General features: G+C 42.4%; 14 protein-coding genes. 12 read left to right on the top strand and 2 right to left on the bottom strand.

The window, feature by feature from the left end:
* Positions 1-717 carry a TIGR01621 family pseudouridine synthase gene (locus tag J5X96_RS05745; RefSeq protein WP_209362192.1) on the bottom strand — a complete coding sequence of 239 codons (717 nt, stop codon included), beginning with the start codon at positions 715-717 and terminating at the stop codon, positions 1-3.
* A gap of 133 nt (positions 718-850) precedes the next feature.
* Between J5X96_RS05745 and J5X96_RS05740 the strand changes: the two genes are divergently transcribed.
* From J5X96_RS05740 to J5X96_RS05705, 8 genes are all read left to right on the top strand, one after another.
* Positions 851-1,759 carry a lysine exporter LysO family protein gene (locus tag J5X96_RS05740; RefSeq protein WP_209364779.1) on the top strand — a complete coding sequence of 303 codons (909 nt, stop codon included), beginning with the start codon at positions 851-853 and terminating at the stop codon, positions 1,757-1,759.
* Positions 1,760-1,774: 15 nt separating this feature from the next.
* On the top strand, positions 1,775-3,232 hold the full coding sequence (gene cls / locus J5X96_RS05735; RefSeq protein WP_209362190.1) for a cardiolipin synthase: 1,458 nt from the start codon (positions 1,775-1,777) through the stop codon (positions 3,230-3,232).
* Positions 3,233-3,321: 89 nt separating this feature from the next.
* Positions 3,322-4,008: a carbonate dehydratase gene (gene can / locus J5X96_RS05730; RefSeq protein WP_021615355.1), complete on the top strand. Its 687-nt coding sequence runs from the start codon at positions 3,322-3,324 to the stop codon at positions 4,006-4,008.
* Positions 4,009-4,160: 152 nt separating this feature from the next.
* Complete coding sequence (locus J5X96_RS05725) at positions 4,161-5,849, top strand: ABC transporter substrate-binding protein (RefSeq protein WP_209362189.1); 1,689 nt, start codon at positions 4,161-4,163, stop codon at positions 5,847-5,849.
* Positions 5,849-6,814 (top strand): ABC transporter permease subunit, encoded by a 966-nt coding sequence (locus J5X96_RS05720; protein WP_209362187.1) that lies wholly within the window; start codon positions 5,849-5,851, stop codon positions 6,812-6,814. The genes J5X96_RS05725 and J5X96_RS05720 overlap by 1 nt, the downstream gene beginning before the upstream one ends.
* Complete coding sequence (locus tag J5X96_RS05715) at positions 6,804-7,691, top strand: ABC transporter permease subunit (protein WP_209362185.1); 888 nt, start codon at positions 6,804-6,806, stop codon at positions 7,689-7,691. The genes J5X96_RS05720 and J5X96_RS05715 overlap by 11 nt, the downstream gene beginning before the upstream one ends.
* A 6-nt stretch (positions 7,692-7,697) precedes the next feature.
* The gene (locus J5X96_RS05710) at positions 7,698-8,750 is read left to right on the top strand and encodes an oligopeptide/dipeptide ABC transporter ATP-binding protein (RefSeq protein WP_209362183.1); all 1,053 of its coding nucleotides are present in this window, start codon (positions 7,698-7,700) and stop codon (positions 8,748-8,750) included.
* A gap of 9 nt (positions 8,751-8,759) precedes the next feature.
* Positions 8,760-9,572 carry an ATP-binding cassette domain-containing protein gene (locus J5X96_RS05705; RefSeq protein ID WP_209362181.1) on the top strand — a complete coding sequence of 271 codons (813 nt, stop codon included), beginning with the start codon at positions 8,760-8,762 and terminating at the stop codon, positions 9,570-9,572.
* Between the two features lie 96 nt (positions 9,573-9,668).
* Here J5X96_RS05705 and rsmI read toward each other — a convergent pair whose 3' ends face one another.
* On the bottom strand, positions 9,669-10,517 hold the full coding sequence (gene rsmI / locus J5X96_RS05700; RefSeq protein ID WP_209362179.1) for a 16S rRNA (cytidine(1402)-2'-O)-methyltransferase: 849 nt from the start codon (positions 10,515-10,517) through the stop codon (positions 9,669-9,671).
* Positions 10,518-10,591: 74 nt separating this feature from the next.
* Here rsmI and J5X96_RS05695 point away from each other — a divergent pair, with 74 nt between their 5' ends.
* The 4 genes from J5X96_RS05695 (at position 10,592) to dolP (ending at position 13,923) form a co-directional block, all read left to right on the top strand.
* Positions 10,592-12,310: a penicillin-binding protein activator gene (locus tag J5X96_RS05695; RefSeq protein WP_209362178.1), complete on the top strand. Its 1,719-nt coding sequence runs from the start codon at positions 10,592-10,594 to the stop codon at positions 12,308-12,310.
* A gap of 9 nt (positions 12,311-12,319) precedes the next feature.
* A complete protein-coding gene (locus tag J5X96_RS05690) occupies positions 12,320-12,679 on the top strand; it encodes a YraN family protein (protein ID WP_209362177.1) in 360 nt (119 codons plus the stop codon).
* Between the two features lie 5 nt (positions 12,680-12,684).
* Positions 12,685-13,269, top strand: a complete 585-nt coding sequence (locus J5X96_RS05685; protein ID WP_021615364.1) for an SIS domain-containing protein — start codon at positions 12,685-12,687, stop codon at positions 13,267-13,269.
* Between the two features lie 66 nt (positions 13,270-13,335).
* Positions 13,336-13,923 carry a division/outer membrane stress-associated lipid-binding lipoprotein gene (dolP, locus tag J5X96_RS05680; protein WP_209362176.1) on the top strand — a complete coding sequence of 196 codons (588 nt, stop codon included), beginning with the start codon at positions 13,336-13,338 and terminating at the stop codon, positions 13,921-13,923.
* Positions 13,924-13,964: the final 41 nt, after the last annotated feature.

Raw genomic sequence — 13,964 nt, 5'->3', positions numbered from 1 at the left:
CTAGTGATGATGGCTTAAAAGTGCGGGCAGATTTTCAACCGTTTTTTCCTTATTGGTATGAAAAACGGTTTCGATAGTTGCCCAAAAACGTTGAAAAAACTCACCGCACTTTTGTCTCTCTTGAAATTCGGGGCTGGTACTAATTTGAACCGCCTCTCCGAAATAGTCAAATGATAATTGATAGGCGTGCAAATAGGTGCGGTCCGCCACCTCTCCGCCATATAATTCGTCACCTAAAATCGGACTCCCCAAACTTTTCATAGCAACGCGAATCTGATGGGTTTTACCGGTTTTGGGATACAGAATGAATAAACGCAAATTCGGTGCCAAGCTGTGCGACATAAAATCGGTAATGGCAGGATTTTCTTTGCTTTGACACAATTTCCACGCACCACGACGGGCTTTTTGCATATCGCCGCTGATTCTGCCCTGCTTTTTCTTCGGTTTTTGGGTGGATAGCGCTAAATAGGTTTTCTGAATCTGATGTTCGGCAAATTTACGCGACAATGTCGCTGCGGCTTTTTCATTTAATGCTAAGATCAACAAGCCGGACGTCACTTTATCCAAACGATGCACCAACCAAACTTGCGACACACCTAATTGCTGCGCCACAAGCTGAGTTAACCCCACATCGGCATGATCTTTATGTACGCTTATTCCGTTAGGTTTATTTATTACAATAAAATCAGGATGTTGGAATACGATTTGAAATGTCATGACAGAAAAACCTCAAGCAATGATGCGCTGAATTATACCATGAAAGCAACGGCGGAAACCGCCTGCAATTAGGTAAGGCCACAGAAAAGTGCTATACTTTGTGCACTATGCCTGTTTCATGCTGTCGTCAATTATGTTGGAAAGTTTGCTCATTATTTTAGTGCCGATGCTTATCGGTTACGCCTTTAAAATCAAAAATACAAAAATATTACAACAATTTGGCAAAATCACCATGCTACTGTTGTATATGATCTTGTTCATTATGGGCGTGTCCCTTGGGCAATTAGATAATTTGGCACAACAACTGCCGCAAATTGGGATTTACGCGCTAACATTTATTGTTTTTATTCAAGGGCTAACCTTTCTTGGGTTATTTCTCTATGACAAGCTGTTCCCCCAGCCTTTAGCTAAAACAACAGATAAAATGCCCTCTCGTTGGCGGATTGTGTTAGATTCGTTGAAATTATGCTTAGTGGTGCTTATTGGGTTCTTTATCGGGCTATGGGGCAAAGGTTGGGTGAGCCTGCCGTTTGGCTCCAGCACTTATGTGTTAGTCGTGTTAATTTTTTGCGTCGGCATCCAATTACGCAATAACGGTATTTCTATTCGTGCTGTCTTTTTTAATCGGCGTGGCATGATAACCGGTGCCATTTTTGTTTTCACGTCGCTCCTTGGTGGTATTATCGGCGCGCAAGTACTAAATGTGCCTGTCGTGCAAGGGCTTGCGGTTTCTTCAGGGTTAGGCTGGTATTCGCTTTCCAGTGTCACCTTAAACAACGCATGGGGACCAATTTGGGGTAGTATTGCGTTTTTTAATGATTTATCCCGTGAATTGATCAGTTTATTTATTGTGCCGTTATTTATGCAACATTATCGCTCTACCGCCATCGGCTACACCGGTGCCACCGCCATTGATTGCACGTTGCCGATCATTCAAAAAGCCGGTGGCGTGGAAGTGTTGCCATTGGCGTTTAGTTTTGGCTTTATTACCAATATTGCACCACCTGTTTTATTGGTCTTTTTTACCTCGGTTCCTTTATAGGGTTTTCATTTTTTTATGACAATTGAACAAATTCTCGCTTATATCATCCCCATTTTCGTTTGGATGATAACCATCACCATCACCTTACGCTTAGTAATAAAAAAACAATCTGTCCCGACCATGCTCTCGTGGTTGATTGTCATTTATGTGTTTCCTGTGGTGGGCATTATCGCCTATTTAATTTTTGGTGAAATCAATCTCGGCAAACATCGGGCTGCCATGTTTGAGCAACTCAAGCCTAAATACATGGATTGGTTCAAACACCTTTCTCATTGCGATAATTTGATCAATACGCAAACCAACCTGCTCTACCGCCCGATTTTTGATCTTGCCAATCAACGCCTTGGCATACCTTGCATTTTGGGCAACGAATTGCATATTTTGGATACGCCCGAAAGCATTATGCGAAGCATCATTGATGACATCAATCAGGCAGAAAAATCCATCAATATGGTGTTTTATATTTGGTCTGCTCAAGGCTTGGTGAATGAGGTCACACAGGCATTAATCAACGCTCGACAACGTGGCGTGGCTATTCATATTTTGTTGGATTCAGTAGGTAGCCGTGCTTTCTTAAAAAGCGCCGAATGTCAAGTCATGCGTGATAATGGCATTGAAGTGACGGAAACCTTGCACGTCAATTTATTCCGTATGTTCTTTAATCGTATTGATTTACGTCAGCATCGCAAAATTATTGTGATCGATAACCAAATTTCTTACACCGGCAGCATGAACATGGTGGATCCGAAATTCTTCAAAAAAGACAGCAACGTCGGTGAATGGATCGACATTATGGTGCGCATTAACGGCCCAGTATCTGCAGTATTAAACGGTTTACACGCATGGGACTGGGAAATTGAAACAGCCGCTAAACTTCCTCTGGAAGTGCCTGATTGCCCGCTTTTGCCGTTAGAACAAAACAACTCTCATGCAGTACAAATTCTCGCCACCGGTCCTTGTTTTCCTGATGATTTGATGGCGCAATCACTGTCGATTGCAATTTTCTCTGCGCGTAAAAGCATTGTGATCACTTCGCCTTATTTCGTGCCAAGCCATAATATCGCGGAAGCTTTACGCATTGCAGCGTTGCGCGGTGTGGATGTTTCTATCGTTATCCCCAAAGAAAACGACTCCCTCATGGTGCATTGGGCAAGTCGTACATTCTTCGATGATTTACTCGCTGCCGGCGTGAAGATTTATAATTTCAACAAAGGCTTACTGCATACCAAAAGTATGTTGATCGACAACCGATTGGCCTTGGTCGGTACCGTGAACATGGATATGCGCAGTTTCTTGCTGAATTTTGAAGTCACCATGGTGGTAGAAGATCCGGCATTTGCGAACGAAATTTCTTTATTACATGAAAGTTATATTAAAAACTCGGAATTAGTCGATTATGTTACATGGAGCACGCGCTCCGTTTATCAACGTATCGTCGAAAAACTCTTTTTCTTATTTAGCCCGCTTTTGTAAAACATCGCGTCCAATATCACTTTATTCCGTCACCATGCATAATCTGCGCTATACTAAGCGCCTTTTGAGAAACAGGAGAAGAAAAAAGAATGAAAAGAATAGAACAACTCTTTGCAAACAACTACCAATGGGCCACCCAAATGAAAGAGGAAAAATCCACCTACTTTCAAGAACTTGCCGAACATCAACAACCGCACTATTTATGGATTGGCTGTTCAGACAGCCGCGTGCCGGCAGAAAAATTAACCAACCTAGAACCCGGCGAACTCTTCGTACACCGCAATGTGGCAAACCAAGTCATTCACACGGATTTCAACTGCTTATCTGTTGTGCAATATGCGGTCGATGTTTTAAATATCGAGCATATCATCATTTGTGGGCATACCAATTGTGGTGGGATCCATGCGGCCATGAATGATCAAGATTTAGGATTAATTAACAACTGGTTATTACATATTCGTGACATTTGGTTTAAACACAGCCATTTACTGGGTAATTTATCACCGGAACGCCGAGCCGATATGCTCACAAAACTAAACGTGGCAGAACAAGTCTATAACCTCGGAAGAACATCCATCATTAAAAATGCGTGGAAAAGCGGGAAAAAACTGTCCTTGCACGGTTGGGTGTATGACGTAAACGATGGTTTTTTAGTGGATCAAGGCGTAATTGCCACCAGCCGAGAATCCTTAGAGATTTCCTACCGCAATGCCATTTCGCGATTACTCAAATTAAATGAAGATGAAATGCTGAAAAAGCAGCATGAACAAGAATAATCTCTGATTGGGCGGTCTTCGCGCGGCTTAAAGTGCGGTCGTTTTTCGAGGCAAATCGTGGCAAATTTCAAGAACGGGCATATTCGCTAGAATATCCCCGGAATATAGCTTAAAATTTGGTGCTTATTTTCATCTTTTAACTCATGTTTATTATGTGGTATAAAAAACTCGTTATGTCTGTTTGTTGGTTCGCGTTTATGGTGAATACGGTTGTTGCCGCACCGCGCGTACCTGAAGAACTGACGGATAACGGATTAATTTATTGCACTCACGCTTCCGGTTTTTCCTTCAATCCGCAAACCTCGGATGCCGGCACGAGCATGAATGTGGTAACTGAACAGATTTATAATAAACTTTTCGAGATATCCAATACGGCGATTCCAACGCCCATTTTGGCACAATCTTATTCGATTTCACCTGACGGCAAAATCATTACGATTTATCTGCGCAAAGGCATTAAATTTCATCATACCGATTGGTTTAAACCGACCCGCGATTTTAATGCCGATGATGTGGTGTTTTCATTAAATCGTGTGCTGGGCTATGAAACCTATTTGCCAACGCTGGAACAAAGCTCGGTGGATTATAAAAATCCGCAATATCGCATTTTTCATGAACAAGCGAAAAAAGTACGTTTTCCTTATTTTGAAAGCATTAAGTTAAATCAAAAAATTGAATCGGTGAAAGCATTAAATCCGCACACCGTGCAAATTACCTTATTTAAGCCGGATGCCTCCATTTTGTCTCACTTAGCCAGCCAATATGCCATCATTTTCTCGCAAGAATATGCTGTGCAACTTAATGCGGACGATAATTTGGTGCAACTTGATTTATTACCGGTCGGCACCGGCCCGTATAAAGTCAAAAATTATTTCCGGAATCAATATGTGCGGTTAGAAAAAAACGAGGATTATTGGAAAAAAGACGCCAAAATTAAAAATATTATTATTGATTTATCCACGGATCGTACCGGGCGCTTGGTAAAATTTTTTAATGGCGAATGCCAAATTGCATCCTATCCTGAAGTCAGCCAATTAGGTTTATTGAAGGAAAACGACAAACGCTATTATGTCAAAAGTGCGGAGGGCATGAATTTAGCCTATTTAGCCTTTAATTTTCAAAATGCTGTCATTCAAGATGAACAGGTTCGCCGTGCGATCGCTCAAGCCATTAATCGCCAACGCATTATCAAAACCATTTATCACAATACGGCAACGGTGGCGAATAACATTATTCCGAATATTTCTTGGGCATCCAGCGTAAATACGCCGGATTTTGCTTATGATTTTAATCCGAGCGAAGCCAAGAAAGTCTTACAAGATAAACAGCTCCATTTGAATATGTGGGTGTTAAATGAAGAGCAGGTTTACAATCCTGCGCCACTGAAAACTGCAGAATTGATTAAAGAAGATTTAAATAACGTTGGGGTGAACGTAACGATTCGTTCAGTGACGCGGACCTTTCTCATCGATCAGCTGAATAAAAAATCAGAAAACTATGACATGATTTTAACCGGTTGGTTAGCCGGAAACCTCGACCCTGATAGCTTTATGCGACCTATCTTAAGCTGTAATGCGGCCAGTGAAATGACGAACCTCTCCAATTGGTGTGATGAAGATTTTGATCAGTTGATGGATAAAGCATTGGACAGCCCTAATTTATGGGAGCGCGCCCACGCCTATAATCAAGCACAAGAACTGATTCTCTCCAAGCTGCCGATTGTCCCATTGGCGAATATGAAGCGGGTGCTGGTGGTAAATTCACGTGTTCGTCATATTGAAATGAATCCTTTCGGCAGTTTAAATTTCTCGACATTATCATTGCGTAAAGGAGAGAAATAATGTTGCATTCTTTTCTTCGACAAGGTGTTTTCCTGCTGTTAACGGCGTTTATGCTCTCTTTGCTAAGTTATGTGATTTTGATGCAAGATCCATTGAATGCCGAACTGGCTACGCCACACTTTTATCAGGGGTATATTCACTATTTAAACCGTCTTATGCACGGCGACCTTGGCATCAGTTATAACGGCGGTGATCCATTAAAATCCACCATTCTTACGGTGTTGCCGCCCACACTTGAGTTATGTTGTTGTGCGATTTTATTGGCCGTTATTTTTGGCATTCCCCTTGGGATACTGGGCGCTGCCTATCAAACGCATTTTATTGGAAAAACGATCCGCACTTTATCGGCTATCGGTACTGCTTTGCCGGTATTTTGGATAGCACCGATTTTATTGTATTTCTCCGCCATTAACGCTTGGCAAATTTCCGCCATCGGGCAATATAACCTCCTCTATGAAATCAAACCGCTGACCGGTTTCCCACTGATTGATGTCTGGTTTGTTGATGCTCCGTATCGCATTAAAATGATTCAAAATGTCTTACAACATTTGGCACTGCCAACATTAGTTCTCAGCATTTTACCCATGATGGAAATCGTGCGTTTGGTGCAACAACGTGCCGAAATCGTGCTTCAACAAAATTATGTCAAAATCGTCACCACTCGGGGTTGGTCAAAATTGACCATATTGCGCAAATATGTGTTGCGTAATACGTTGCCTTTACTCATTCCACAAATGACCCGCCTGTTCACGCTAGTCATCACGCAATGTATGCTGGTTGAAAATACCCTCGGCTGGCCGGGCATTGGACGTTGGCTAATTGATGCGGTCACACAACAGGATTACAACAGCATTTCTGCCGGTATTATTACTATCGGGCTTTGTATTATTTTTATCAAAATTCTTTCGGAAACGCTTATTTTCATTGCTGATCCGTTAAATAAGAAGGGATGGTATGCGAAGTAAAGATCCAAAAGACTTTCGTGAAACGGGCACACTAAAACACATTTGGTTATTGTTCCGCCAAGATCGCATTGCGCTCTTTAGTTTCTACGCACTTTTGTTATTAATTTCGACCGCACTTTTGAGCCCGTTCATTGCGCCTTATTCGGCAGAGACGCAATTTATCGGACAAGAATTAATGCCACCCTCTTGGGCGGCAAACGGAGAAATCGCCTACTTCCTCGGCACAGACGATATTGGTCGCGATGTGCTAAGCCGTATTATCATTGGGAGTACTTATACTGTGGGGGCATCACTCATTGTGGTGATCACAACGGCAATTCTTGGCGGCGGATTAGGCATTTGGGCAGGGATGTCACAAGGAATACAATCACGCATTTTAGGCCATTTATTAGATACGTTTCTTACCATTCCCGTCCTTCTCGTCGCCATTATTATTGCGACATTAATGGAACCCGGTTTGCTCAATGCGATGCTTGCCATTACCTTAGCGCTGCTGCCGTATTTTGTGCATGAAATTTACCGCAGTATTCAACTGGAATTAAAAAAAGAATATGTCTTAATGTTACGTTTAGACGGCATCTCAAAATGGGCTTTATTGAAAAGCACGATCTTGCCAAATATCGCCGTGCAATACATTCAAGAAACCTCTCGCGTCTTCACGATCGCCATTTTGGATATTAGCGCCTTAAGCTTTATCGCCTTGGGTGCTCAACGCCCGGCACCGGAATGGGGCGCAATGATCCGCGATTCTTTAGAATTGATTTATTTAGCGCCATGGACGGTACTCCTTCCCGGTTTTGCGATTATTTTCAGTATTTTAATTGGCTTGATGTTTTCTAACGGATTATGTCGCGCCATTACCAAGTATTACGAGTAGGTCATCATGGTTCTTTTGGATATTCGCAATCTTCGGATTGATATTAAAACGCCAAACGGATTAATTCGCATCGTTGATAACGTCAGTTTCACACTGAACGAAGGCGAAATTTGTGGCTTGGTGGGTGAATCCGGCTCCGGCAAAAGCTTAATTGCCAAAGTCATTTGCAATGCCTTTAAAGATTCCTGGATTGTTACCGCCGATCGTTTCCGTTTTAACGACGTTGAACTGCTCAAACTCACGCCGACCCAACGCCGCCAAATTGTGGGAAAAGAAATTTCCATGGTTTTCCAAGATCCGCTCACCTGCCTCGATCCAAGTCAAAAAATCGGCAAGCAGCTGATTCAAAACATTCCGGGATGGACGTTCAAAGGGCATTGGTGGCAACGTTTATTCGGTTGGCGAAAACGCCGCGCTATAGAATTATTGCACCGTGTCGGCATTAAAGAACACAAAGACATCATGCGCAGTTATCCCCATGAGTTAACCGAAGGGGAAGGACAAAAAGTGATGATTGCCATTGCTGTGGCAAATCAACCGCGCTTGCTCATTGCTGATGAACCGGCCAATTCCGTGGAATCCATTACGCGCGTACAAATTTTCAAACTATTATCCAGCATGAATCAAAACCAAGGCACATCCATTCTACTGGCCAGTAATGACATCAACAGCATTAGCGAATGGTGTGATGCGTTTGTGGTGCTTTACTGTGGGCAAAATTCAGAGTCCGGTCCCCGAGAAGCGATTTTAGAGAATCCTCATCATCCCTACACACAAGCGTTGCTACATTCGATCCCCGATTTTACGCAGCCGCTGCCTTTTAAGAGCCAGTTAGGCACGTTAAAAGGCTCGGTTCCGCTACTTGAAGAAATGCCGCTGGGTTGCCGCCTTGGTCCACGTTGTCCTTTTGCGCAAAAAAAATGTATTACGAAACCGACCGCACTTCGGGTGAAACAACATGAATTTTATTGCCACTTTCCGATTAATTTACGGGAAAAGAAAATAAAAGAAGCCGAAGTGCCGCAACCGTTAACGCTTAGCAATGACACGCAGGAATAAAAGAACGAAATGCACTTACTACACGTTGAAAACCTGACAAAAACCTTCAAAAAAGATCTTGACCTGTTTGGCGACGGTTACTTTCATGCCGTGGAAAATGTGAGCTTTACCTTGGATGCCGGCAAAACATTGGCCATTATCGGGCGTAACGGTTCAGGCAAATCCATGTTGGCTAAAATGATTGTCGGCATTACTGAACCCACTTCAGGCAAAATCTTATTTCAAAATCAGCCCTTGATTTTTGGTGATTATACTTACCGCGCCAAGCATATTCGTATGGTTTTCCAAGATCCTAATACCGCCTTTAATCCGCGGCTTAATGTTGGTCAAATACTCGATGCGCCGTTGCTGTTAACCACATCACTTAATGAGCAGCAACGTACTCAAAAAATTTTTGATATCTTAACCTTAGTCGGGATGCACCCTGATCACGTGACGATTAAAATCAATACGCTTTCTATTAGTCAGAAGCAGCGTATTGCCCTTGCCCGTGCGTTAATTTTGGATCCGCAAATTATCATTATTGACGATGCCCTTGGTTCATTGGATGCAACGGTCAAAACACAGCTCACCAACTTAATGTTATCGTTACAAGAAAAATTCGGACTAACCTATATTTATGTGGGGCAACATTTAGGCATCATCAAGCATATTGCCGATGAAGTGTTAGTGATGGAAGAGGGTAAGATGATTGAATATGGCGACACTTATTCTTTATTTACTTCACCGCAAAGTGATGTGACCAAGCGCCTGATCGAAAGCCATTTTGGCAAAATTTTAGACGAAACCTCTTGGGGAGAGACGTTTTTACCGATGGTCTAATCGCAAAGTGCGGTGGATTTTCACCGCACTTTCACTTGTGTCTAAGTCGTGCAATCTTGCGCAAACTTAACCTTACCAATACATCGCTTGCATGTATTAACGCAATAATTCCAAGCCAAACTGATAAAGCTGATTTTTCTTGTAGCCATACAATTCCGCCACAATGGCAGCGGCTTTTTTCAACGGCAATTCTTGGCTAATTAAGGTTAGCGCGTGCATGGCTTGCGAAGAGATCGTTTCATCATTGTCTTCTTTTGACTCGCCTTCAACAATGACCACCATTTCGCCTTTGGTACGATTCGGATCTTGCGCCAACCAAGGGATTAAATCAGCTAATTTGTCGCCATGGATTGTTTCCCATGTTTTAGTAATTTCACGCGCCAACACCACATAACGCTCGCCGCCAAAGACACTTTGCATATCCGCCAGACTGTCTAAAATGCGATGCGTGGATTCATAAAAAATCAAAGTGCGGTCTTCTTTTGCCACGTTTTTTAATTTATCCACGCGGGCTTTGCTTTTTGCCGGCAAGAAGCCTTCAAAGCAAAAACGATCGGAGGCAATCCCCGAAGCACATAACGCCGTAATCGCCGCACAGGCGCCCGGCAATGGCACGACCTGAATCCCCGCTTGTCGACATTGACGCACCACATGAAATCCGGGATCGCTAATTAATGGCGTACCGGCATCAGAAATCAACGCAATATTCACGCCTTGTAAAAGTTTTTCGACTAACGCACCGGCTTTTTGCTGTTCATTATGATCATGTAAGGCAAAAAACGGCTTTTTAATACCGTAATGGGCTAATAATAAACCGCTGTGTCGGGTATCTTCCGCCGCAATGAGATCGACTTGTTGAAACGTTTCCAGCGCACGTTGCGTAATATCTTGTAAATTGCCGATAGGCGTTGCGACGATATATAAAATTCCGTTTGAATTGCTCATTTAGACTTCTTTTATTTGCTTTTAGTTAGGGAGATAAGTAAGATCATTCCAATTGTTTAACCAATGGAGTAATTATGTCTATTCTATTACAACGCATTAATTTAAAAAATCGATTAATGCCTTTTTTGTTCACGCTAATTTTAGCTGGCTGTAATGCCAATTTTATGGGGAATAGCTTCACCAGTGAACTCAAAAAAGATGCGAATGCAAGTTCTGAATTTTATATGAATAAAATTGGGCAAACACAAAAAATCGAAGATCAACAAACCTACAAATTATTAGCCGCGCGTGTACTCGTGACGGAAAACAAAGTACCTCAAGCCCAAGCGCTATTAAACGAATTAAGCACGCTCAATCCGGATCAATTATTGGATAAATCACTTATTGAAGCGCATATCGCTGCCGTACAAGGCAATAATCAACACGCTGAAGATTTATTACGCCGTGTGGATTTAACGCAATTAAGCAGTTCCCAGGTTGGCCGTTATTATGCGGTGAAAGCGCGCATAGCTGAAAACAAAAATGCCATTATTGATGCGGTGAAAGCACGTATTCAAATGGATCAAGTGCTCACCGATGTACCTCGAAAACAAGAAAATAATGACCGCACTTGGGCGTTATTACGTCAAGCGAATCGCGGTTTATTAAATAATACGCCGGATGAAGGCAATTTAGCCTTAGCCGGCTGGTTGGCGCTCGCCCGTGCTTATAATGATAATTTAAGTCAGCCAACCCAATTAAGCCAAGCTTTGCAAAATTGGAAATCGGCTTATCCGAATCACTCTGCGTCTTATTTATTCCCAACGGAATTACAAGGCTTGTTCAATTTCCAACAAACATCACTTTCTCAAGTCGCCTTGCTTTTACCGCTAAGTGGTAATGGTCAAATTCTCGGTAACACCATCAAATCCGGTTTTGATGCAGCCAAAGGCGACAATACCGCTGTTCAAGTGCAGGTTTATGATACCGTTGCGACCCCTATCAACGATATTATTGCGCAAGCTAAACAAGCCGGTGTTCGTGCGATTATCGGACCTTTGCTAAAACAAAACGTAGATAGCGTATTAAATAATCCGTCTGCTATTCAGGGCATGGACGTTCTTGCATTGAACTCTACACCAAATGCCCGTGCTATTGGTCAAGTTTGCTATTATGGCTTATCTCCTGAAGATGAAGCCGAATCCGCCGCCAATAAAATGTGGAAAGATGGCATTCAAGCGCCAATGGTTGCGGTGCCACAAAATGATTTAGGACAACGTACTGCGACAGCATTTAACATTCGTTGGCAACAACTTTCCGGTACTGATGCGAATATTAAATATTACAACCAAACCGGTGATGTGGGTGTCGCGTTACAAGGTCAAAACGTACAAGGCCTTTATGTTGTTGCGAAAAGTGAAGAATTGGCTGATGTAAAATCCGTGATTGATAATAGCGGCAGCAATATCAAATTGTATGCCAGCTCACGCAGCAACTCCTCCAATAACGGACCGGAATACCGCTTGTTAATGAACGGACTACAATTTAGTGATATTCCGTTCTTCAAAGACACGGATTCTGCGCAATATCAAAAAATTGCCACCAATACTAATGGCGACTACTCATTAATGCGTTTATACGCCATGGGAGCTGATGCTTGGTTGTTAATCAGTCACTTCAATGAATTACGCCAAGTGCCGGGTTATCAAATTGACGGCTTAACCGGTAAATTAAGCGCAGGCCCGAACTGCAATATCGAACGTGATATGACTTGGTTCCAATATCAAAACGGTGGTATTCAGGTATTAAACTAAGTTGAACGTATGTTCTCTCTAAAACGTCAACAAGGGGCGAGATTTGAACACAAAGCTCGCCTCTTTTTAGAATCTCAAGGCTTAACTTTTCTCGCTGCCAATCAAACATTCAAATGCGGTGAACTGGATCTGGTGATGCTGGATCAAGGCACTATTGTTTTTGTCGAAGTCCGCCAACGTAAAAACGATCACTTCGGCTCTGCCATAGACAGTGTGGATTGGAAAAAACAACAGCGTTGGATGGATGCTGCCGCACTTTGGTTGGCACAGCGGAAACAAAGTTTAGAAGATACAGACTGCCGTTTTGACTTAGTCGCTTTCGGCAAAACCGACCAAGATATCCAATGGATCCCCAACTTTCTTGATTAATCACTATGCTAAATAAACTCAATGATTTATATGAGGAAAATATTAAAACTCATATTTACGCCAAAAGCCTGTTAAGTACACAAATTGTCGAGGCGGCACAACGCATGATCAGCTGTCTCTTGCAAGGCAATAAAGTGATTGTGTGCGGAGAGGGGCGTTCTTATATTAACGCCCAATGCTTAGTGGCGAATTTATTAAATCGTTACGAATTAAAACGCCCGAGCTTTCCTTCTGTTTTATTGAGCTTAGATAGTGCGGTCAGTTCTACCTTTATTTCTGATCTTGCCTTAGAAAAATTATATCAACACCAATTTAACGCCACTGCGCAAAAAGGCGATATGCTAGTGGCATTCGCGCCTTTAGGTAATGAAAAGAACGTGCTCAATATTATTACACATGCGGTCAATAAAGACATTACAACTCTTGTTTTAACCGGCAGCAGCCACGATCATATTCAAGGCATTTTGACCGAAAACGATTTACACATCGCGGTGCCAAGCGCAAAAGAAAGCCGATTGTTGGAAAATCACTTATTTATTATTAACAGTATTTGTGAACTTATTGATTTTAAACTCTTTTCTCATTCATAGCTTGACAAAAACCGTCCATTCAAGCCACACTAGCGCATAATTACCACACAGACAAAGGAGACAATGATGCTAACAAGTCCATTAAAAAAACTGCTTCTTGTGTTAACGACAGCCTGCTTACTACAAGGTTGTGTTGCCGCCGCGATTGGTGGTGCTGCTGTTGCCGGTGCGACAAAAGTTGCCACCGATCCTCGCACCATGGGAACGCAAATTGACGATGAAACGTTAGAACAACGCGTCTATTCCGCCATCAAAAAAGATCCACAAATTAAATCGGAAGCGCGTATTAGTGTCACTGCATACAGTGGTCGTATCTTATTAACCGGTCAAATACCGAATGAAAGTTTGCGCGACGTTGCCACCGGATTGGCCAAAGGCGTACAAAACGTCAACGATGTTTATAATGAAGTTCGTGTAGGAGAAAAAGTCAGTTTTACTCAAATGAGCAAAGACGCTTGGATTACCAGCCAAATTAAATCCAAAATGCTTGTTGATTCCAAAGTGAAAACCAGTGACATCAAAGTGGTAACAGAAAATAATGAAGCCTTCCTCATGGGCAATGTAACCCAAGATCAGGGCAATGCTGCCGCGGAAATTGCGCGTAATGTTTCGGGTGTGACCAAAGTTGTCAAAGTTTTTAATTACTTAAATTAACATTCAAGGCGACGCTTATACGCCACTGTTCTTATATGACA

It is taken from the genome of Aggregatibacter sp. 2125159857 (genome assembly GCF_017798005.1).
Classification (GTDB): Bacteria; Pseudomonadota; Gammaproteobacteria; order Enterobacterales; family Pasteurellaceae; genus Aggregatibacter.
This window is presented reverse-complemented; position numbering and strand designations above follow the sequence as displayed.